This is a genomic window from Rhizobium sp. 05L429, assembly GCF_056397645.1.
In genome coordinates, this window is record NZ_JBFTNV010000006.1 from 132,129 (window position 1) to 153,293 (window position 21,165).

Annotated in this window: 18 protein-coding genes; 15 read left to right on the forward strand and 3 right to left on the reverse strand. The window is 61.2% G+C overall.

The annotated features are described in order from the left end of the window. The first annotated feature begins 4 nt into the window (after positions 1-4). Genes murG through murB form a run of 3 tightly spaced genes read left to right on the forward strand, consistent with a single transcriptional unit; the run spans position 5 to position 3,512 of the window. Positions 5-1,129: an undecaprenyldiphospho-muramoylpentapeptide beta-N-acetylglucosaminyltransferase gene (gene murG / locus AC1DNW_RS08275; RefSeq protein WP_113300104.1), complete on the forward strand. Its 1,125-nt coding sequence runs from the start codon at positions 5-7 to the stop codon at positions 1,127-1,129. Continuing rightward, positions 1,126-2,541: a UDP-N-acetylmuramate--L-alanine ligase gene (gene murC, locus AC1DNW_RS08280; protein ID WP_477852418.1), complete on the forward strand. Its 1,416-nt coding sequence runs from the start codon at positions 1,126-1,128 to the stop codon at positions 2,539-2,541. Before murG ends, murC begins: the two co-directional genes overlap by 4 nt. Beyond that, a complete protein-coding gene (murB, locus tag AC1DNW_RS08285; protein ID WP_477852420.1) occupies positions 2,538-3,512 on the forward strand; it encodes a UDP-N-acetylmuramate dehydrogenase in 975 nt (324 codons plus the stop codon). The genes murC and murB overlap by 4 nt, the downstream gene beginning before the upstream one ends. Positions 3,513-3,591: 79 nt before the next feature. On the opposite strand, the gene AC1DNW_RS08290 is transcribed toward murB, so the two are convergent. Together AC1DNW_RS08290 and AC1DNW_RS08295 are read right to left on the reverse strand one after the other, a co-directional pair. Further along, positions 3,592-4,542: a UDP-glucose 4-epimerase family protein gene (locus AC1DNW_RS08290; protein WP_477852421.1), complete on the reverse strand. Its 951-nt coding sequence runs from the start codon at positions 4,540-4,542 to the stop codon at positions 3,592-3,594. Positions 4,543-4,656: 114 nt separating this feature from the next. Next, entirely contained in the window at positions 4,657-5,952 is a 1,296-nt protein-coding gene (locus AC1DNW_RS08295) for an MFS transporter (protein ID WP_113300108.1), read from the reverse strand. A gap of 276 nt (positions 5,953-6,228) precedes the next feature. Here AC1DNW_RS08295 and aqpZ point away from each other — a divergent pair, with 276 nt between their 5' ends. From aqpZ to ligA, 10 genes are all read left to right on the forward strand, one after another. After that, positions 6,229-6,915 carry an aquaporin Z gene (gene aqpZ, locus AC1DNW_RS08300; RefSeq protein ID WP_113308068.1) on the forward strand — a complete coding sequence of 229 codons (687 nt, stop codon included), beginning with the start codon at positions 6,229-6,231 and terminating at the stop codon, positions 6,913-6,915. A gap of 275 nt (positions 6,916-7,190) precedes the next feature. Continuing rightward, positions 7,191-8,117 (forward strand): D-alanine--D-alanine ligase, encoded by a 927-nt coding sequence (locus tag AC1DNW_RS08305; protein WP_477852487.1) that lies wholly within the window; start codon positions 7,191-7,193, stop codon positions 8,115-8,117. Next, entirely contained in the window at positions 8,105-9,037 is a 933-nt protein-coding gene (locus AC1DNW_RS08310; RefSeq protein WP_113308069.1) for a cell division protein FtsQ/DivIB, read from the forward strand. The genes AC1DNW_RS08305 and AC1DNW_RS08310 overlap by 13 nt, the downstream gene beginning before the upstream one ends. After that, on the forward strand, positions 9,034-10,365 hold the full coding sequence (ftsA, locus tag AC1DNW_RS08315) for a cell division protein FtsA (protein WP_113300112.1): 1,332 nt from the start codon (positions 9,034-9,036) through the stop codon (positions 10,363-10,365). The genes AC1DNW_RS08310 and ftsA overlap by 4 nt, the downstream gene beginning before the upstream one ends. A 56-nt stretch (positions 10,366-10,421) precedes the next feature. After that, entirely contained in the window at positions 10,422-12,125 is a 1,704-nt protein-coding gene (gene ftsZ, locus AC1DNW_RS08320; protein ID WP_477852423.1) for a cell division protein FtsZ, read from the forward strand. Positions 12,126-12,386: 261 nt separating this feature from the next. Continuing rightward, complete coding sequence (gene lpxC / locus AC1DNW_RS08325; protein ID WP_113300114.1) at positions 12,387-13,343, forward strand: UDP-3-O-acyl-N-acetylglucosamine deacetylase; 957 nt, start codon at positions 12,387-12,389, stop codon at positions 13,341-13,343. Between the two features lie 272 nt (positions 13,344-13,615). Continuing rightward, positions 13,616-14,485 carry an outer membrane protein assembly factor BamD gene (locus tag AC1DNW_RS08330; RefSeq protein ID WP_477852425.1) on the forward strand — a complete coding sequence of 290 codons (870 nt, stop codon included), beginning with the start codon at positions 13,616-13,618 and terminating at the stop codon, positions 14,483-14,485. A 5-nt stretch (positions 14,486-14,490) separates the two neighbouring features. Beyond that, positions 14,491-16,164, forward strand: coding sequence for a DNA repair protein RecN (gene recN / locus AC1DNW_RS08335; protein WP_477852427.1), 1,674 nt, complete (start codon positions 14,491-14,493; stop codon positions 16,162-16,164). Between the two features lie 72 nt (positions 16,165-16,236). Then, positions 16,237-16,755 carry a DUF6886 family protein gene (locus AC1DNW_RS08340; RefSeq protein ID WP_113308071.1) on the forward strand — a complete coding sequence of 173 codons (519 nt, stop codon included), beginning with the start codon at positions 16,237-16,239 and terminating at the stop codon, positions 16,753-16,755. A gap of 75 nt (positions 16,756-16,830) precedes the next feature. Continuing rightward, a complete protein-coding gene (gene ligA / locus AC1DNW_RS08345; protein WP_477852430.1) occupies positions 16,831-18,987 on the forward strand; it encodes an NAD-dependent DNA ligase LigA in 2,157 nt (718 codons plus the stop codon). Between the two features lie 182 nt (positions 18,988-19,169). Here the strand turns inward: ligA and AC1DNW_RS08350 are convergent, their stop codons facing one another. After that, positions 19,170-19,700, reverse strand: coding sequence for a GNAT family N-acetyltransferase (locus AC1DNW_RS08350; RefSeq protein ID WP_113308073.1), 531 nt, complete (start codon positions 19,698-19,700; stop codon positions 19,170-19,172). A gap of 271 nt (positions 19,701-19,971) precedes the next feature. Between AC1DNW_RS08350 and AC1DNW_RS08355 the strand changes: the two genes are divergently transcribed. Continuing rightward, the gene (locus AC1DNW_RS08355; protein WP_113300119.1) at positions 19,972-20,562 is read left to right on the forward strand and encodes a 3'-5' exonuclease; all 591 of its coding nucleotides are present in this window, start codon (positions 19,972-19,974) and stop codon (positions 20,560-20,562) included. A gap of 64 nt (positions 20,563-20,626) precedes the next feature. Then, positions 20,627-21,118 carry a CreA family protein gene (locus AC1DNW_RS08360; RefSeq protein ID WP_113308074.1) on the forward strand — a complete coding sequence of 164 codons (492 nt, stop codon included), beginning with the start codon at positions 20,627-20,629 and terminating at the stop codon, positions 21,116-21,118. Positions 21,119-21,165: the final 47 nt, after the last annotated feature.

A 21,165-nucleotide genomic window follows, 5' to 3' on the forward strand; every position in this document is an offset into this window, starting at 1 on the left:
AACTATGAGCAAGGGCATCGTCCTTCTTGCCGCCGGCGGAACCGGCGGCCACGTCTTTCCGGCGGAGGCGCTCGCCTTCAAGCTGAGGGAACGYGGCTATTCCGTGCACCTGGTTACAGATAGCCGCGCCGAGCGTTATGCCGGCAAGTTTCCGGCCGACGAAATCCATGTCGTGCCGTCGGCGACGATCGCGTCCAAAAATCCGGTCGCGGTCGGCCGTTCGCTCTGGAAGCTCTGGACCGGAATGCGCGCCGCAAAGCGGCTGATCCAGCGACTGAAGCCAGTCATCGTCGTCGGCTTCGGCGGTTATCCGACCGTGCCGCCGCTGCTTGCCGCCACGCGCCTCGGCGTACCCTCGATGCTGCACGAACAGAATGCGGTGATGGGCCGCGCCAACAAGGCGCTGGCGCCGCGCGTCCGGGCGATTGCCGGTGGCTTCCTGCCCGAGAGCGGCGGACCTTTTTCCGACAAGACCATTGCGACCGGCAATCCCGTGCGACCGGCGATCCTTGCGGCGGCCGAGCAGCCTTACGTGCCCTCGCATCCCGGCGAGGACTTCAATCTCGTGGTCTTCGGCGGTAGCCAGGGCGCGCAATATTTTTCCAAGGCGATGCCGACGGCGATCAGCCTGCTGGACGATGGGCTGCGCGCACGGCTCAGGGTGACGCAGCAGGTTCGCTCCGAGGATATGGAGATGGTGCGCGACTGCGTGGTGCAGCTGCAGATGGGCGCCGATATCGCGCCGTTTTTCAATGACATGGCAGAGCGTCTTGCCAAGGCACATCTGGTGATCTGCCGCTCCGGCGCCTCGACGGTGTCGGAAATATCCGTCATCGGCCGCCCGGCGGTGCTGGTGCCTTATCCGCATGCGCTCGACCATGATCAGGCGGCCAATGCCGCGGCACTTGAGGCGACTGGCGGAGCCAAGGTGATTGCCCAGTCGGAGCTTTCGCCTGAGCGTATTGCCTCCATCCTGACGCATGTGATGAACGACCCCGAAAAGCTTGCCGGCATGGCAGCCGCAGCCAAGCTTGCGGGAAAACCTGATGCTGCGAACTTGCTTGCCGACATGGTTGAGGCTATTGCCGCCGGTCAGACAGTTGCAGAATTCAAGGGGGCACGCGCATGAAGCTGCCGAAGGCGATCGGCCTCGTCCATTTCATCGGCATTGGCGGTATCGGCATGAGCGGTATCGCAGAGGTGCTGCATAATCTCGGCCACAGGGTGCAGGGATCGGACCAGTCCGACAGCGCCAATGTCCAGCGCCTGCGCGACAAGGGCATCGAGGTCTTCGTCGGCCACAAGGCGGAAAACCTCGGCGATGCCGAGGTCGTCGTCGTTTCGACCGCGATCAAGAAGAGCAATCCGGAGCTCATCGCCGCGCGGGAAAAGCTGCTGCCGGTGGTGCGCCGCGCCGAAATGCTGGCCGAGCTGATGCGCTTMCGCAATGCGATCGCCATCGGCGGCACGCACGGCAAGACAACGACCACCTCGCTCGTCGCCACGCTGCTCGAAGCCGGCGGGCTGGACCCGACCGTCATCAATGGCGGCATCATCAATGCCTACGGCACGAATGCCCGCATGGGCGAGGGCGAGTGGATGGTGGTCGAGGCGGACGAATCCGACGGCACCTTCCTGAAGCTGCCGGCCGATGTGGCAGTCGTCACCAATATCGATCCTGAGCATCTGGATCACTACGGCAATTTCGATGCGGTTCGCGCCGCCTTCCGGCAGTTCGTCGAGAACGTGCCCTTCTACGGCTTTGGCGTCATGTGCCTCGACCATCCCGAGGTTCAATCGCTGGTCGCCCGCATCGAGGACCGCAAGGTCATTACATACGGCGAAAACCCGCAGGCCGATGTGCGCTTCATGAATGTGCGCATTGACGGCACGCGTTCGATCTTCGACGTCGAAATTCGCCGCCGCCGCACGGGTGAGGTTATCAGGCTCGACGATCTCGTCCTGCCGATGCCCGGCCGTCACAATATTTCGAACGCCACGGCGGCCGTTGCCGTCGCTAACCGGCTCGGTATGTCCCGCGAGGATATCGCCAAGGGGCTCGCCTCCTTCGGCGGCGTCAAGCGCCGCTTCACGCTGACCGGCGAATGGAACGGCGTGCAGATCTTCGACGATTACGGTCACCACCCGGTCGAGATCAAGGCGGTGTTGCGTGCTGCCCGCGAGTCCTGCAAGGGCCGTATCATCGCGGTGCATCAGCCGCACCGCTACACGCGTCTGTCGAGCCTGTTCGAGGAATTCGCAGCCTGCTTCAACGATGCCGACAGCATCTTCATCGCACCTGTTTATGCCGCGGGCGAGGATGCCATCGAGGGAGCGGATTCGGAATCGCTCATTTCGCGCATCAAATCCGGCGGTCATCGCGATGCGCGTTTCCTGCCATCAGCGGAAGTTCTACCGCAGATGGTAGCAGAGATTGCAAAACCCGGGGACTTTGTGGTTCTGTTGGGTGCTGGTAGCATTACATATTGGGCAGCAGCGCTGCCGAAGCAGTTGCAAGACCTTTCAGGAAAGTCGGCATGAAACAGGTTAATGGGGAAAAGCTTCTTGCCTCTCTCGGAGAAGGCGTAAAGGACATTCGCGGCCGACTGACGCCGGATGCCCCCATGGATCGCGTCACCTGGTTTCGCGCCGGCGGTCTTGCCGAGTTGATGTTCCAGCCGCATGACGAAGACGACCTCATCGCCTTCCTGAAGATCCTGCCGGACGAGGTGCCGCTGACCGTCGTTGGCGTCGGCTCGAACATCCTGGTGCGCGACGGTGGCATTCCAGGCGTCGTGCTGCGTCTGTCGGCCAAGGGGTTCGGCTTTGTCGAACTCGCCGGTGAAAACCGCATCCTCGCCGGGGCCATCTGCCCGGACAAGCATGTGGCCGCCATGGCGATGGATAACGGTATCGGCGGTTTCGCCTTCTACTACGGCATTCCGGGCGGTGTCGGCGGCGCGGCCCGCATGAATGCCGGCGCCAATGGCGCCGAGACCAAGGACCGTGTCGTTGAGGTGCGAGCGATCGACCKCAAGGGCAACAAGCATGTGCTGTCGAATGCCGAGATGGGCTATTCCTATCGCCACTCCGATGCCGCCGACGATCTGATCTTCACCTCGGTGCTTTTCGAGGGCTATGCCGACGACCGCGCCAAGATCCGCGCGGAGATGGATGCCGTGCGCAATCACCGCGAGACGGTACAGCCGATTCGCGAAAAGACCGGCGGCTCGACTTTCAAGAATCCCGAGGGTCATTCGGCCTGGAAGCTGATCGATGAAGCGGATTGCCGCGGTCTCGTCATCGGCAGCGCGCAGATGTCGTCGCTTCACTGTAATTTCATGATCAACATGGGGCAGGCGACGGGCTACGATCTCGAATATCTCGGCGAGGAAGTGCGCCGAAAGGTTTTCGAAATGGCAGGCATCAAGCTCGAATGGGAAATCAAGCGTCTCGGCCTTTTCATGCCCGACCGTGAGGTTCGCCCCTTTCAGGGTGTGACCACCGAGTAAATGCTAAGGCATTTCCGTTTTCTCCGAATTCCGGAAATGCCTTATCTCTGCTTTACGCAGTTCCGGACGCAGAACCGCTTCACAGTTTTGCTGGAATTGCTCTATTTACCGCAAGCCTCAGGCCTTCGCGCGGCGTGACAACGGGCGACCAGCCCAGTACGTCGCGGGCGTGGGATATATCGACCCGCAGCGAGCCGCAAAGGCGCTGATAGACGGCTTCCTTTCTGGTGATCCTCGCTGCCATATGCATGAGGGACGGCGGGAAGGGCAGAAGCATCGGTTTGACGCCGACGCCTGCGGCGATGCCCTCGATCAGCGCGGGCGTTGAAAGATCCTCACCATCTCCTGCAAGGAAGGTTTCGCCTGCGGCGGCGGGATGCTGCATGCAGGTAATGATCAGGTCGATGAGGTTTTGCACCGCGACCAGCGTGCGGCGGTTTTTCAGCGAGGCGAAAGGCAGCGGCAGGTTCCTGCGCACGAGCCCGACAAGCAGCGCGAAGTTGCCGCGCGCACCGGGACCGTAGACCAGGGGCGGGCGGATGATGACAACATCCATGCCGGTGCGGGCTGCGATCTCCCGAAGGCCGATTTCACTTTCCATCTTGGAGATGCCGTAGGGATCGATCGGCTTCGGCGCGTCGTCGTGCCGAAATGGCCGGTCGTTCTCTTCGCCGTTGACCTTGATGGTGCTGACGAAGACGAACCTCTTGACGCCCACGCGGGCTGCCTGTTCGGCAAGATTGAGCGTCGAGGCGGTGTTGGCCCRACGGAAATCCGCCAGCGGATCGGTCGAGCGATCGTTCATGATGTGAACGCGGGCGGCGAGATGAACGATGACATCGACGCCTTCGAGTGCTGACCTCCAGTCGGTCGTCTCGGTGATATCAACAGGGAAATGCCTGATATCCGGCGGGAAGGCTGATGTCGCGGATCGTGTCGTAACCGTTACTTCGCAAATCCGCTCCCTGTGCAGCCGCTCGACGAGAGGAGCGCCGACGAAGCCGGCTGCGCCGGTGACGAGGCATCGCATGATCTTCTCCCTTTTGCGCCGGTGACGGTCTTCGCTAACCGGAACTGCCGATCGCAGCAATAAAAAAAGCCGCGACGGCAAGCATCGCGGCTCCTTGTTTGGGAAGTGTGTGCTTCAGACTTCTTCGCGGCCGGACAGCCGGATGCAGATCAGAGAGATCACAGCCGAGGCGGTGAGGTAGTAGCCGACATAGTTGAGGCTGTAGTTGGTCGCGAGCCAGGTGGCGATATAGGGGGCGAGCGAAGCCCCGAAGATGCCGCCGAGGTTGAAGGTCATCGAGGCACCGGTGTAGCGCACCATGGTMGGGAAGGGGGCTGCCAGGGCAGCACCGATCGGACCATAGGTGAAGCCCATCAGGCCAAGGCCGATGATGGAGCACAGGAAGGCGCCGGTCAGGCCTGACGTCAGCAGGCTTGCATAAAAGAAGCCGAAGATGGCGATGGCGATCGTCGTCAGGGTCAGGATGAGGCGACGCGAGTAACGGTCGGAGAGCCAGCCGGAGAGCGGGATCGTCAAGCCGAAGAAGACCACGCCGACAAGCTGGACCACCAAGAACTGCTCGCGTGAGTATCCGAGTTTCGTGGTGCCCCATGACAGCGTGAAAACCGTCATCAGGTAGAAGAGCACGAAGGTGGCGACCGCGATGAAGGTGCCGAGGATCAGGCTGCGCAGATGGCCGCGGAAGACGGTCGCGACCGGAACGGCGACACGCTCGTGCTTTTCGACGGCCTTCTGGAATTCCGGMGTTTCGGCGATCTTCAGGCGGACGTAGAGGCCGACGGCGACCAGCGCGAGGCTGGCGATGAAGGGAATGCGCCAGCCATAGGCGAGGAAATCCTCGTTGCTCATGGTTTCAGCCAGGATCAGGAAGAAACCGGAGGAAAGGATGAAGCCGATCGGCGCGCCGAGCTGCGGGAACATGGCGTACCAGCTGCGCTTGCCGGGAGGAGCATTTTCCGTCGCGAGCAGCACGGCACCGCCCCATTCGCCACCGAGGCCGAGGCCCTGGCCGAAGCGGCACAGCGCCAGCAGCAGCGGAGCGGCGATGCCGATCGCATCGTAGCCAGGCAGGATGCCGATGACGACGGTCGACAGGCCCATGGTCATGAGGGCGGCCACCAGCGTCGCCTTGCGGCCGACCTTGTCGCCGAAATGGCCGAAGACCACGGCACCGAAGGGGCGGGCGAAGAAGGCGATCGAGAAGGTCACGAGCGACTGCAGGAGCGCGGAGGTCGGATCGCTCGAGGGGAAGAAGAGGTGCGGGAAAACGATGACGGCTGCCGTCGCGTAGACGTAGAAGTCGAAGAATTCAATGGTCGTGCCGATGAGGCTGGCGATCAGGACGCGTGCGGGGGAATTGACTTGCGTGCTGCTCGAAGGGCTCGGCGATACGGAGATCGCTTCTGTCATGTTCATTCCAATCAGTATTTTTATCGATTTGCTTGGGAGGCTGCCGCTCTTAACGCAATTTTAAGGTCGAGAAAATGCCGGACACGCAAGAATATGACGCAAGCGACAGCCGCTGAAGTGACAGGGCATCTCTCGATGCGGGTATCCGTCTTCCCAGGCTCGCCGCTTTTCTCAACCTTGCATCAGGCTTGCCGCGGGCTAACCCCGATTCTTGACCGGAATCGAATTGTATTTGATTTATAAAAACTCCCTGGTTGAGGGAATAAAGGGGCATATATGCAAAAAAGTCTTGCCGCCGAGTTTTTCGGCACGTTCTGGTTGGTCTTCGGCGGATGCGGCAGCGCCGTGTTCGCGGCCGCCTATCCCGAACTTGGAATCGGGTTTGCCGGCGTGGCGCTGGCGTTTGGTTTGACTGTCGTCACCATGGCCTATGCTGTGGGCGGTATCTCCGGCGGCCATTTCAATCCCGCCGTCTCTCTCGGCCTTGTTGCTGCCGGACGTTTTCCCGCGGCGCGGCTCATTCCCTATATCGTCGCACAGGTGATCGGTGCCATTGTCGCCGCTGCAGCGCTCTATCTCATCGCCAGCGGCAAGACGGGTTTCGAACTCGGCGGGTTTGCCGCCAATGGATATGGCGAACATTCTCCGGGCGGTTATTCGCTGCTTTCAGCGCTGCTGATCGAAGTTCTGCTGACCATGTTCTTCCTGATCATCATCCTGGGATCGACCAGCAGCAGGGTGCCCGCCGGCTTTGCGCCGCTTGCGATAGGCCTGGGGCTGACGCTGATTCATCTCGTCGCGATTCCTGTGACGAACACCTCCGTCAACCCGGCGCGTTCCACCGGGCAGGCGCTTTTCGTCGGCGGCTGGGCGCTGCAGCAGCTCTGGCTGTTCTGGATCGCGCCACTTGTCGGAGGCGCGATCGGCGGCCTCGTCTGGAAAATCTTCGGCGATAAGGACTGACTGCAAAATATCTGGACATACCATTGAACCCGCGTGGTTTTTCCGCGCGGGTTTTTCGTTTCCCATCGTCCTCGCGGCCTGTTCGCTGCGATATTTGCGCGGTCGCGAGGGGCAGAAAATGAAGTGCGCTGAAAGGCGGAGTTAACGAAAGTAAACGATTCGTTAACCATAATGATGCTCTAATGCACCCAAGTCAGACAAAGGCCACGAACCGCGCAGACCAGCTCCGCGCAAGCCTCGGTTCTACAGAGTGAAAGTTATTTTTGGGGGTGTTGATGAGTCGCGAGCACGTAGCTGTCCTGATGGGCGGATTTTMCTCGGAGAGGCCTGTCAGCCTTTCCTCGGGAAAGGCGTGTGCCGACGCCCTCGAAGGTGAAGGCTTCAAAGTGACGCGCATCGATGTCGAGCGCGATATTTCCGAAAAGCTCGCTGCTCTGAAGCCCGATGTTGCCTTCAATGCCTTGCACGGGCCTTTCGGCGAAGACGGGACCATCCAGGGCATCCTCGAGTATCTGCAGATCCCCTATACGCATTCGGGCGTGCTCGCCTCGGCGCTTGCCATGGACAAGGGCCGGGCGAAGCGTGTGGCCGGCACCGCCGGCGTTCCGGTTGCCGAATCGCAGGTACTGAATCGCTTCTCATTCCCGTCGGAACATCCGATGAAGGCGCCTTATGTGGTGAAGCCGGTGCGCGAGGGTTCCAGCTTCGGCGTCGTCATCGTGGGCGAGGATCAGGCGCATCCGCCACAGGTCATCGGCTCGGCAGAGTGGCGCTATGGCGAAGAAGTCATCGTCGAGCGCTACATCCACGGCCGCGAGCTGACTTGCGGTGTGATGGGCGATCAACCCATGGATGTCATCGAGGTGGTACCACAGGGCCACAATTTCTATGATTACGACTCCAAGTATGCGTCGGGTGGATCAAAACATGTCTTGCCGGCTAAAATTTCACCGAAAATTTACCAAAAAATACAAACATTGGCGTTAAGGGCGCATCAAGCAATCGGTTGCCGCGGCGTCAGTCGGTCCGACTTTCGTTACGACGATCGTTTCTCCGAAGACGGCGAGCTTATCTGGCTGGAGGTCAATACCCAGCCGGGCATGACTCCAACCTCCCTTGTGCCCGAAATGGCCGGCCATGCCGGATATTCCTTTGGTGCATTTCTCCGGTGGATGGTGGAGGACGCGTCTTGTTTGCGTTGACGGTCAAAAGGATAGGGCGCCCCAGCCGTTATGCCGAGCTTCCCGTTATGGAAGCCGACGAGCGCCGCGTGCTGCCGCGTCCGCTGCGCCGCGTCGTGCGCTTCCTCGTCAGCCTCGGTAGCGGCCGCATCCATATCCCTGTTCATACGGGGACGGTTTCGGCGCTCGGCTTCCTGGCGGCAACCGGTCTCTACGGCATGTCGCTCGGCGGTCATACGGAGGCCGTCGCGCAGGCAACGACCAGCGCTGTCGGCTTTGCCATCGAGGACGTGAAGGTTTCCGGCAACAATCAGACCTCCGAAATCGAGATCCTGCAGCTTCTCGGCCTTGATGGCGCGACGTCGCTGGTGGCCCTCGACGTCGATGCTGCGCGCCAGAAGATCGCGCGCCTCCCCTGGGTCGAAGATGTCGAAGTCCGCAAGGTCTATCCGAAGACGATCGAGGTGAAGCTCTCGGAGCGTAGCGCTTACGCCATCTGGCAGCATGGCCAGGAACTTTCGCTGATCGAGAAGAACGGCAGCGTGATTGCACCGCTTCGCGACAACAAGTTTTCGACCCTGCCGCTCGTCGTTGGCCGCGATGCCGAAACGGCTGCAGCGTCCATCCAGGATGCGTTCGCCAAGTGGCCTGACGTCAAGGGCCGTGTGAAGGCCTTTGTCTGGGTTTCCGGCCGTCGCTGGGACCTGCACATGGATAATGGCGTCGTCGTCAAGCTGCCGGAAGATGATATCGACCAGGCACTCGCGACGCTTTCGAAATTTGATACGGAACAGCAGCTTCTGGAGCGCGATATCGCTGCAGTCGATCTCAGGCTGCCGGATCGCACGACGATCCAGCTGACGCCTGAGGCGGCAGCCCGCCGACAGGCAGCAGTTACGACGCGCACCAAGGACTTGAAGAAGGCGGGGCAGAATATATGAGCTTGTTCGGTTCGTCCCATTTTGGATTGCCGCGCCTGAAGCCGCTTTCGTCGAAGCGGTCGCATATCGTTTCGGTGCTCGACATCGGCTCGACCAAGGTCGTCTGCATGATCGGCCGGCTGACGCCGCGCGAGGAAAGCCAGATCCTGCCTGGCCGTACGCACAATATCGAGATCATCGGCATCGGCCATCAGCGCTCGCGCGGCATCAAGACCGGCGTGATCGCCGATCTCGATGCGTTGGAAAGCGTCATCCGTCTCGCTGTCGATGCGGCCGAACGCATGGCGGGGCTCACAGTCGAAAGCCTGATCGTCAACCTGACGGCCGGCCGTCTCGGCAGCGACATCTACACGGCGACCATCGATCTCGGCGGCCAGGAAGTCGAGTTAAACGACCTGAAGAAAGTGCTGTCCGCCGCCTGCCAGCAGTCGCTGCGCCAGGACCGGGCCGTCCTGCATTCGCTGGCGACCGGCTTTTCGCTCGACGGCGAACGCGGGATCCGCGATCCGCTGGCAATGTATGGCGATGCGCTCGGCGTCGACATGCATGTGGTGACGGCGGAACGCTCGGCACTCAAAAATCTCGAACTTAGCGTCAATCGCGCGCATCTTTCGGTGGAAGGAATCGTTGCAACACCTTATGCATCTGGTCTTGCCGCACTCGTCGACGATGAAGTCGAACTTGGCTGTGCGGCCATCGACATGGGCGGCGGCACGACGACGATTTCGGTCTTTGCCGAAGGCAAGCTTGTCCATACCGATGCTGTCGGCCTCGGCGGTCATCATGTGACGACCGACCTTGCGCGCGGCCTTTCCACTCGGATCGAGGATGCAGAACGTTTGAAGGTGGTCCACGCTTCGGCGCTGAGCAATTCTTCCGACGAGCGCGAACTGATCTCCATTCCGCCGATCGGCGAGGATGACCGTGATCAGCCTAGCCAGGTGCCGCGGGCTCTGGTTTCGCGCATCGTTTCGGCGCGCATCGAGGAGACGATGGAACTCATCCGCGACCGGATCCAGCGTTCGGGCTTCAGCCCGATCGTCGGAAAGCGTGTCGTTCTGACGGGGGGCGCCAGCCAGCTGACGGGTCTTGCCGAAGTGGCACGGCGCATTCTGGCCCGCAACGTCCGGATCGGTCGTCCGATGGGCGTCTCGGGTCTTCCGACGGCGGCCAAGGGCCCGGCCTTTTCGACGGCTGTCGGGTTGATGATCTATCCGCAAGTCGCGGACATGGAGACACATGCGTCACAGAGCAGCCTGCTCATGTCGCTTGGGGGTAATAACAGCCGCATCGCCCGCATGGGCCAGTGGCTGAAGGAAAGCTTTTGAAATTGAGTGAATTGGCCGGCGTGGCGATGCGGCCAGAGAGAGAAGGAACTGGTACCATGACTATCAAGCTGCAAAAGCCTGACATCACCGAGCTGAAGCCGCGCATCACCGTGTTCGGCGTCGGCGGCGGCGGCGGCAATGCCGTCAATAACATGATTTCCGCAGGCCTCCAGGGCGTCGACTTCGTCGTTGCCAACACGGATGCCCAGGCACTGACCATGACGAAGGCCGAACGGATCATCCAGCTCGGCGCCAGCGTTACCGAAGGCCTTGGCGCCGGTTCGCAGCCGGAAGTCGGCCGTGCGGCCGCCGAAGAATGCATCGACGAGATCGTCGATCACCTGAACGGTACGCATATGTGCTTCGTCACCGCCGGCATGGGCGGCGGCACGGGTACGGGCGCTGCTCCCGTCGTCGCACAGGCCGCCCGCAACAAGGGCATCCTGACGGTCGGCGTGGTCACCAAGCCGTTCCACTTCGAAGGCGGACGCCGCATGCGTCTGGCCGAATCCGGCATCCAGGAACTGCAKAAGTCCGTCGATACGCTGATCGTCATTCCGAACCAGAACCTCTTCCGGATCGCCAACGACAAGACGACCTTCGCCGACGCCTTCGCCATGGCCGACCAGGTTCTCTACTCGGGCGTTGCCTGCATCACCGACCTGATGGTGAAGGAAGGCCTCATCAACCTCGACTTCGCCGACGTCCGCTCGGTCATGCGCGAAATGGGCCGTGCAATGATGGGCACGGGCGAGGCTTCCGGTTCGGGCCGCGCCATGCAGGCCGCCGAAGCGGCGATCGCCAACCCGCTGCTCGACGAAACCTCGATGAAGGGCGCACAGGGCCTGCTGATCTCCATCACCGGCGGTCGCGACCTCACCCTCTTCGAAGTCGACGAAGCTGCGACCCGCATCCGCGAGGAAGTCGATCCGGACGCCAACATCATCCTCGGCGCAACCTTCGACGAATCGCTTGAAGGCATCATCCGCGTCTCGGTCGTCGCTACTGGCATCGACCGTGCGATGCGCGAAGGAACCGACCGCACGTTCCAGCCGGCAACAAAGCCGATTATCCGTCCCTCCGCGGCCGTTGCTCCGGCACCGGCCGCAGTTCAGCCTGCTCCGATCATGCAGGCACCGAAGGCCGACCAGATTGCACAGACCATTCGCGAAGCTGAAATCGCAATGGAACGCGAACTGGAAATGCCGGCCCCGCGTGCCGCTGCTCCGATCCAGCAGCAGCCGGTGATGCAGGAAACCTTCCGTCCGCAGAGCAAGATCTTCGCTTCTGCACCGGAAGCAGCCCCGGTCATGCGCCAGGCTCCGGTACAGCAGGCTCCGGTCATGCATCAGCCGGCTCCGACGCCGGTCATGCAGCAACGTCACGAGCCGGTGATCCGTCAGGCTCCTGAACAGGTTCGCATGCCGAAGGTCGAAGACTTCCCGCCGGTCGTCCAGGCCGAGATCGACCATCGCTCGCAGCCTGCTGCTTCGCACGTCCAGGAAGAGCGTGGCCCGATGGGTCTGCTTAAGCGAATCACCAATTCGCTTGGCCGCCGCGAAGAGGAAGTCGCGCCGGAAATGACGTCTGCGCCGGCTGCCTCATCGCAGCAGCGCCGCCCGTTGTCGCCGGAAGCAAGCCTCTACGCACCGCGTCGCGGCAACCTCGACGACCAGGGGCGTGCGGTTCCGCAGGCCCGCATGATGCAGGAAGACGACCAGCTGGAAATCCCGGCCTTCCTGCGCCGTCAGTCGAACTGAGAAAAGCACTTCTCCACAGAAAACGCCCGGGACCGAAATCCCGGGCGTTTGCATTTCTATATGCCTGAATTCTAAATGTTTTTAGTCTGTGTGATTTCGTAACAAAGCGAAAGAAACAGTGATTTGGATTGCAGCGCGCGTCCACGTAAGTATGAAGCAAGCGAACTGCCCCAAGACTCCGCCTCGAGTGGTGCCGGGCAGCATAGAAGATAAGCGGACCGGTTGGCATCAACGGGTACGGAATAATAAAGGCAGAATTTTATGGGCATTGGCTTGCTGGGCTTTCAGACGACGGTATCGCGTCCGGTGACACTTTCGGGCATCGGCGTTCATTCGGGTGCTGACGTTTCGATCACCTTCAATCCGGCCGAAGCCGGCACCGGCGTTATTTTCCAGCGCATCCATGACAATGGCGACGTTACCGAACTGAAGGCTGTTTCCTCGCAGGTTGGCAATACCGATCTCTGCACCGTGCTCGGCTTCTCGGCTGCACATTCCGTCGCGACGGTCGAACATGTGATGGCCGCCGTTTATGCTCTCGGCCTCGACAATGTCGTGATCGAAGTCAGCGGCACCGAAATGCCGATCATGGATGGCAGCTCGGTTCCCTTCGTCGAAGCCATCGAGCAGGTCGGCCTCGTTTCCCTCGGCGTCAAGCGCCGTTACATCCGCATCACCAAGCCAGTTCGTATCGAGCATGGCGGTTCCTGGAGCGAGTTCCGCCCCTATGACGGCACGCGCTTCGAAGTCGAGATCGATTTCGAATGCCCGCTGATCGGCCGTCAGAAGTGGGAAGGCGATCTCACCGCAACCGTCTTCAAGACTGAGCTGTCGCGCGCGCGCACCTTCGGCTTCATGCGCGATGTCGAGCGTCTCTGGGCTTCGGGCCATGCTCTCGGCTCCTCGCTCGAAAACTCCGTTGTCATCTCCGATGACAACACCGTCATCAATGTCGAAGGCCTGCGCTACGCCAAGGACGAGTTCGTGCGTCACAAGACGCTCGATGCCGTTGGCGATCTGGCGCTTGCCGGCGCACAGTTCATCGGCTGCTACCGTTCCTATCGCGGCGGGCACAAGATGAACGCCAACGCCCTCAAGGCACTGCTCAGCGATCCCTCGGCCTATGAAGTGGTCGAGACCTCGACGCCGCGCCAGCGCGTTGCCGTTCGTGAATTCATTGCAGTCAGCGCTCCGGAATTCGCCCCCTGGTCGGCATGACCTCCAGATACCAATTAAGGCCAGGGCCGCCTCCTAACGGGGGCGGTTTTTTTATGGGGAAGGGGCAGATGGCGCGCGGATAGATGTTTTGCGGCATATATTTAGCCACTGCCAGCTCGAATGCCGGTGAAAAGCCCGACATTCTCGGCGGCGCTGCCACAAAAATGCGTTAATGCGTGATCATTGCGTTGCTCTCGATGTACATTTGTGGCTAGAAACGCCAGCTAGGCGTGGCTGCTGTGGAGTGGACGGCGGCGGTGGGATTCTTTCGAATGGCTTATGCAAGGTCTGACATGATGATGAAGACAGTGCGCGCTTTGCTCGCATCCGTGATGGTGCTGAGCGCAGGCGCCTTGATTTCCGGCTGCCAGTCGGACCCTGACATCGACATCACCAAGCTCGGCCTCGAAACCGATCCGCCGGATGTGCTATACACGCAAGGCCTTGCCAACATGAAGGCCGGCAACATGGCCGAGGCGGCACGCAAGTTCGATGCGATCGACCAGCAGAATCCCTTCTCGGAATGGGCGCGCAAGGCGCTCGTCATGAGCACCTTCGTCAAGTACCGCCAGGGTCGCTTCGACGACGCGCTCGCATCGGGCAACCGCTATATGGCGCAGTATCCGAAGTCCAAGGATGCGCCCTATGTGCAGTATCTCGTGGGTCTCACCTATTCCAAGCAGATCGTCGACGTGACGCAGGACCAGCGCGCCGCGCAGAAGACCATCGAGGCGATGCAGGCCGTCGTCGACAATTATCCCGACTCCGAATATGTCGATGACGCGCAGGCCAAGATGCGCTTTGCGCGCGACCAGCTCGCCGGCAAGGAAATGYAGGTCGGCCGCTATTATATGGAGCGCAAGGAATATCTCGCGGCGATCTCGCGTTTTCGCATCGTCGTCGAGAAATATCCGAATACGAATCAGGTCGAGGAGGCGCTCGCCCGTCTCGTCGAAGCCTATTATGCGATGGGTGTCGTCGAGGAGGCGCAGACTGCCGCTGCCGTTCTCGGTCACAATTATCCCGACAGCCAGTGGTATGCTGATTCTTACAAGCTGCTGCAGTCGGGTGGCGCGGAACCGCGTGAAAACAAGGGTTCGTGGATCGCTGCAGCGGGCAAGAAACTCCTTCTCGGTTCCTGAGGCCAATGCTGATCCAGCTTTCGATCCGCGATATCGTTTTGATCGAGCGGCTGGATCTTGCCTTCGAGACCGGCCTCTCCGTGCTGACGGGTGAGACGGGTGCCGGCAAATCCATATTGCTCGACAGTCTTTCGCTGGCCCTTGGCGGGCGCGGCGATGGCGGTCTCGTTCGCCATGGCGAGGACAAGGGCCAGGTAACGGCCGTCTTCGATGTCGGCATGGATCATGGTGCCCGCAAGCTTTTGCGCGAAAACGGAATCGATGACGAAGGCGACCTGATCTTTCGCCGCCAGCAATCCTCCGATGGCCGCACCAAGGCCTATGTGAACGACCAGCCGGTCGGCGTGCAGCTGATGCGGCAGGCCGGCCAGATGCTGGTCGAGATCCACGGCCAGCATGATGACCGCGCGCTGGTCGATACAAATGCCCACAGAACGCTGCTCGACGCCTTTGCGGGTATCAGCGAGGATGCGCAGGGTGTCGGCGGCCTTTACCGCCAGTGGCTCGACAGCGAGCGCACGCTGAAGAAACATCGCGAGAAGGTCGAGGCTGCGGCCCGCGAGGCGGATTATCTGCGCTCCTCCGTCGAGGAGCTCGAAAAGCTCTCGCCGCGTGACGGCGAAGAGGATGAGCTCGCCGATCGCCGCCAGAAGATGATGAAGGCGGAGCGCATTGCCGGTGACATTGCCGAGGCTTCCGAGTTCCTCAACGGCAATGCCTCTCCCGTGCCGCATATAGCCTCGCTGGTGCGCCGTCTGGAGCGCAAGAGCCATGAGGCGCCCGGACTGCTCGAAGACACTGTGGCGCTGCTGGATGCGGCGCTGGACCAGCTGTCGAATGCGCAGATGGAAGTCGAGGCGGCATTGCGCAAGACCGAATATGACCCGAAGGAGCTGGAGCGCGTCGAGGAGCGGCTGTTTGCGCTGCGCGCCGCCTCCCGCAAATATTCCGTTCCCGTCACCGAGCTTCCGGCACTTGCCGTGCGCATGATCAGCGATCTTGCCGATCTCGATGCCGGCKAGGAGCGGCTTGCCAAACTCCAGGCCGAGGTGGGCGTCGCCAAGACGAATTTCGATGCGGCCGCCCGATCGCTTTCCGAGAAGCGTCACCATGCCGGCGATGCGCTGGCGCAGGCCGTCATGGCCGAACTGCCGGCGCTGAAGCTCGAGCGCGCCCGCTTCATGGTGGAGATCACCACCGATGCGGAGGAGGCGACGGCCGAAGGCATCGATATCGTCGAATTCCACGTCCAGACCAATCCGGGCACGCGGCCGGGCTCGATCATGAAGGTTGCCTCGGGCGGCGAACTTTCGCGCTTCCTGCTGGCGCTCAAGGTGGCGCTCGCCGATCGGGGCTCCGCGCCGACGCTCGTCTTCGATGAAATCGACACCGGTGTCGGCGGGGCGGTGGCTGACGCGATCGGCCAGCGGCTGAAACGGCTTTCCGAGCGCGTGCAGGTTCTGTCCGTCACCCATGCACCGCAAGTGGCGGCTCGTGCTGCCACGCATCTGCTCATCTCCAAAGGACCGTCCGGCGAGGGCTCCGACAAGATCGCCACGCGCGTTGCCACCATGGCCCAGAAGGACCGCACCGAAGAAATCGCCCGCATGCTCGCCGGCGCTTCAGTGACGGAAGAGGCGAGGGCGGCGGCTGTGCGGTTGCTGGCCGGAAACGGCTAGGCATGGACCGCCGGTGACAAATCTCGGCGGCGAGGGTATGGGACGTCATCCACTGGCGAGGTCCAGCCATTCATGCGGCTTTTCCATTTCAGCGATGATCCCACTATTGCGGTCTTTGAGCCGCGCCCCGTGCGCGTTCCCTCGGAGCGTCTGGCGGGAATGGAATGGCTGAATGGCCCGCTCGTCTGGGCGATCGATGATATCAACGACTTCATGTATCTCTTTCCCCGCGATTGCCCGCGTATCCTGATCTGGTCGAAGCCGGAGACAACTGCGGACGACCTGACATTGCTCGGTAGCTGGCGGGGTGCCGCCTATATCGAGCGCGGCTGGCTGGAGAGGCTGCAGAGTGAAACCATCCAGCGCTACGAGATGCCGACAGATGATTTCGAGGACCTGCAGGATGCGGGAATGTGGGTGTCTCGCAGGACCGTCACGCCACTTGCACTCACTGCCGTGTCCCATCTCGACCGGGAGTTTACTCTGCGCGGCATCGAACTTCGCGTCGTCGACAGCCTGACGCCGCTGAAGGCCCTGAGAGACAGCACGCTGCATCTCAGTGCCATAAGGCTGCGCAATGCGCGGCCATGATTTCAAAACGTTGGTGCTATTTCAATCGCGGAATTTTGCTCTAAAACCATTGCAGATTCTCTGGAGTGAAGCTGCATGTCGACCGAATCCGTCGCTGTTGAGGACCTGACCCTTGAAGACGCTGCCATCGAACTGGAACGGCTGGCCAAGGAGGTCGCGCGTAACGACGCGCTCTATCATGGCAAGGACCAGCCGGAGATTTCCGATGCGGATTATGACGCGCTGAAGCGCCGCAACGATGCGATCGAGGCGCGCTTCCCCGAACTCATCCGCGAAGACAGCCCGTCGCGCCGGGTCGGTGCAGCCCCTTCCGCCACCTTCGCGCCGGTCGTCCATTCCCGGCCGATGCTGTCGCTCGACAACACTTTCTCGCAGGAAGATGTGCGCGACTTCGTTGCGAGCGTCTATCGCTTCCTTGGCCGCCTGCCTGACAATTCCATCGCCTTCACCGCCGAGCCGAAGATTGACGGGCTTTCCATGTCGATCCGCTATGAGAACGGCAAGCTGGTGACGGGCGCGACCCGCGGCGACGGCACGACGGGCGAGAACGTTACCGCCAATATCCGCACCATCAAGGAAATCCCGAACGAGCTGCCGAAGGGGGCTCCATCCGTCGTGGAAGTGCGCGGCGAGGTCTACATGGCCAAGAGCGACTTCATGGCGCTGAACGCCCAGATGGAGGCCGAGGGCAAGCAGACTTACGTCAATCCGCGCAATACGGCCGCGGGGTCGCTGCGCCAGCTCGATGCGAAGGTAACGGCGAGCCGCAAACTGAGATTCTTCGCCTATGCCTGGGGCGAGATGTCGGACATGCCTGCCGATACGCAGATGGGCATGGTCGAGGCCTTCAAAAGCTGGGGTTTCCCGGTCAATCCGCTGATGAAGCGACTGAACTCGGTTGACGATATCCTTGCCCATTACAGCGAGATTGGCCTCGAACGGCCGGATCTCGATTACGATATCGACGGTGTCGTCTATAAGGTCGACAGCCTCGAACTGCAGCAGCGCCTCGGCTTCCGCTCGCGTAGCCCGCGCTGGGCGACCGCGCACAAATTCCCTGCCGAACAGGCCTTCACTGTTGTCGATGCGATTGACATCCAGGTTGGCCGTACGGGCGCGCTGACGCCGGTCGCGCGGTTGACGCCGATCACCGTCGGCGGTGTGGTCGTGACCAATGCGACGCTGCATAACGAGGATTACATCAAGGGTATCGGCAATAGCGGCGAGCGCATCCGCGAGGAGGAGCACGATATCCGCATCGGCGACACCATCATCGTGCAGCGCGCCGGCGACGTGATCCCGCAGGTGCTCGACGTCGTCATGGAAAAGCGGCCGGCCGATGCGCAGCCGTATCAGTTTCCGAAGGTGTGCCCGGTCTGCGGTTCGCATGCGGTGCGTGAACGGCACGAGAAGACCGGCAAGCTCGATTCCGTTACCCGCTGCACTGGTGGCTTCATCTGCCGGGCGCAGGCGACGGAGGAGTTGAAGCATTTCGTCTCGCGCAATGCCTTCGATATTGAAGGGCTCGGCTCCAAGCAGGTGGATTTCTTCTTCGAGAATGAGGATCCGGCGCTGCAGATCCGCACCGCACCCGATATCTTCACGCTGGAGAAGCGCCAGCAGCAGTCGATCACCAAGCTGGAGAACATCGACGGTTTCGGCAAGGTCAGCGTCGGCAAGCTCTATGCGGCGATCAACGAGCGGCGCAGCATTGCCCTTCACCGTTTCATCTACGCGCTCGGCATCCGCCATGTAGGCGAGACGACCGCAAAGCTGCTGGCGCGCTCCTACAACAGCTACGAGGCCTTTGCCGCGGCGATGAAGGAAGCAGCTGTTCTTTCCGGCGATGCCTGGAACGAGCTCAACGCCATCGAGGGCATCGGCGAGGTCGTGGCGCGCGCCATCGTCGAATTCTACAAGGAGCCGCGCAATATCGAGGTGATCGGCCGGCTGCTCGACGAGGTGACGCCGCAGGAGGCCGAACAGCCGGTCACGTCGGGCAGCCCCGTTGCCGGCAAGACCGTCGTCTTCACCGGTTCGCTGGAGAAGTTMACGCGTGAAGAGGCAAAGGCGAGGGCGGAAGGCCTCGGCGCCAAGGTGGCGGGCTCCGTCTCCAAAAAGACCGACATCGTCGTTGCAGGCCCCGGTGCCGGGTCCAAGCTCGACAAGGCCCGCGAACTCGGCGTCCAGACGATGGACGAGGACGAGTGGCTGGCGTTGATCGGCGGATAGCGGACGGCGGCAGCCGACGAGCTTTTCTGTTTTTCGTATGCCAGTCATTATTTGGCGTGATCCTCGGGCTTGTCCCGAGGATCTACTGCCTGTCGATATGTAGCAGATCCTCGGGACAAGCCCGAGGATGACGGAAGAGAAGTTAGCGGCCTCTGTCCGTCGTTGGTACCTGCCGATCCCTTTCAGCCCCTCAGCCGCGCCATCGTATAGGCATCGACATATTGCCCGTCGCGATAGCCGAAGGACCTGAGCAGGCCTTCCTTCTCGAAGCCGAATTTTTCGTAGAGACGGACGGCCGCGTCATTGTCCGTATAGACGGTCAGCTCCAGCCGCTTGATGTCATGCCAATTGTCGGCAGCATCGACCATGGCGGCCATCAGGAAGGTCCCGACGCCGCGGCCGGTGAAATCGTCGTGCACACCCATGCCGAGGCTGGCGGCGTGCTGGCGCCGTCCTTCGAAGCGGTTCATGCCGGCATTGGCGACGAGCTTGCCGTCGAGTTCGACGACGAGATTGAGCGCGCCGAGCGAGGGGGATTCCATGCGCTTGCGCACCGCGTCGATGCTTTGAAAGGGCGGGCGCAGCGTGCCGGCGCGGTAGCCCGGCAGGTTGATCAGATCAGTGAGAGCTTCGGCATCGCTTACACGCAACGCGCGAACGGTGAGGCCCTTCACAGAAGGCTTCTTGGGCGGGATATCCTGATTGGCTAACATCATGCTCTCCTTGGTTTGAAAAGAGGAGAGCGGATTTTTCAGAAAACCCTGCTCGCCTCGGCAGGGTTTTCGGGAATGATCGGCTGCTAGTGACGCACCATCGCTCCCGCGTACCCTGCAAGGGTCGTGGTGATGAGATGCATGGCGTGGGTCATAGAGTTGATCATGGGCGGAAGTTTCGCCATTTGCGTGCAGATGTCAACAGGTCAAAATTTGCCTTCGGTTGCGGCTATCTTTATTCCGGTAGGAACAGACGATTCGGATATCTGCCTTGACAACCATCGCCATCGATTTCGAGACAGCCAACGAACAGCGCGGCAGCGCCTGCTCGGTCGGCCTTGCCTGGATTAAGGACGGGCAGGTAACGCGGGTCGAGGAGCGGTTGATCCGCCCGCGGGACATGCGCTTCTCCGGGATGAATATTGCCATCCACGGCATCCGTCCGGAGCATGTGGAGGATGCGCCGGAGTTTCCTGAGGTCATGGACGAGTTCCATGACGACTTCAGGGGTGCGACGATGATCGCCCACAACGCCGCTTTCGATTTCAGCGTCTGGCGGGCGAGTCTCGATCTCTACCGGCAATCCTATCCGGAACTCACCTATCTCTGCAGCCTGAAGATGGCGCAGCGCATCTGGCCGCATTTTCTGTCGCACCGGCTGAACCTGATCGCCGAGCATCTCGGCCTGCGTTTCGTCCATCACAATGCGGCTGAAGATGCTGCCGTCTGCGCGGCAGCGGCCATCGAGATGGCGAGAGCGGTCAAGGCGGCGACGGTTGCTGCGATTCCCGGACTGATCGGCATGAAGCCCGGCAGGCTCATGTCTGCCGGCTACGAGCCTTGCACCTGCCGCAAGGGCTGAGCCCTCGCTTTCTTGCAAAGGGTTTGGCCCTTCTTATCTTAGCGGGATCAACACGGGAGTTGCCATGTTCGCTTTCCGCAATCTTTTTTTCGCTGCAACATTCCTGACCGTTTCCGCAGGTGCGACTTCTGCAGAAGTCGTCGGCAAGGTCGGGGTCGACTGGATCGGCAACGATATCATCATCGAGGCGGTCTCCGACCCCGAAGTGAAGGGCGTGACCTGCCACGTGACCTATTTCGACCGCAGCCTCATCGATCGCTTCAAGAACGGCAACTGGTTCGAAGATCCTTCCAACAACTCCATCGCCTGCCGTCAGACGGGGCCGATCGAGATCGGCAATATCGATCTCTCCAAGGATGGCAACGAGGTGTTTCGCCAGGGCATGTCGCTGATCTGGAAGACGCTGGCGGTCAACCGCATCTACGACAAGGCCAACAATACGCTGATCTATCTCGCTCATTCGCGGGAGCTCACGGACGGCTCGGCGAAGATGTCGATTTCGACGATCCCGCTCTACGGGCAGGATGTCGTCTGGAAGAATGGCAAGCCGCAATGAAAAAGGCCCGGACGAGCCGGGCCTTCTGATACCAGACAGGAAGAGCG

Excerpts from the sequence above, each read along its gene's own strand:
- aqpZ (WP_113308068.1), top strand. The coding sequence starts at position 6,229 with ATGCAAAAAAGTCTTGCCGCCGAGTTTTTCGGCACGTTCTGGTTGGTC.
- ftsA (WP_113300112.1), top strand. The coding sequence starts at position 9,034 with ATGAGCTTGTTCGGTTCGTCCCATTTTGGATTGCCGCGCCTGAAGCCG.
- lpxC (WP_113300114.1), top strand. The coding sequence starts at position 12,387 with ATGGGCATTGGCTTGCTGGGCTTTCAGACGACGGTATCGCGTCCGGTG.
- AC1DNW_RS08340 (WP_113308071.1), top strand. The coding sequence starts at position 16,237 with ATGCGGCTTTTCCATTTCAGCGATGATCCCACTATTGCGGTCTTTGAG.
- AC1DNW_RS08350 (WP_113308073.1), bottom strand. The coding sequence starts at position 19,700 with ATGTTAGCCAATCAGGATATCCCGCCCAAGAAGCCTTCTGTGAAGGGC.
- AC1DNW_RS08360 (WP_113308074.1), top strand. The coding sequence starts at position 20,627 with ATGTTCGCTTTCCGCAATCTTTTTTTCGCTGCAACATTCCTGACCGTT.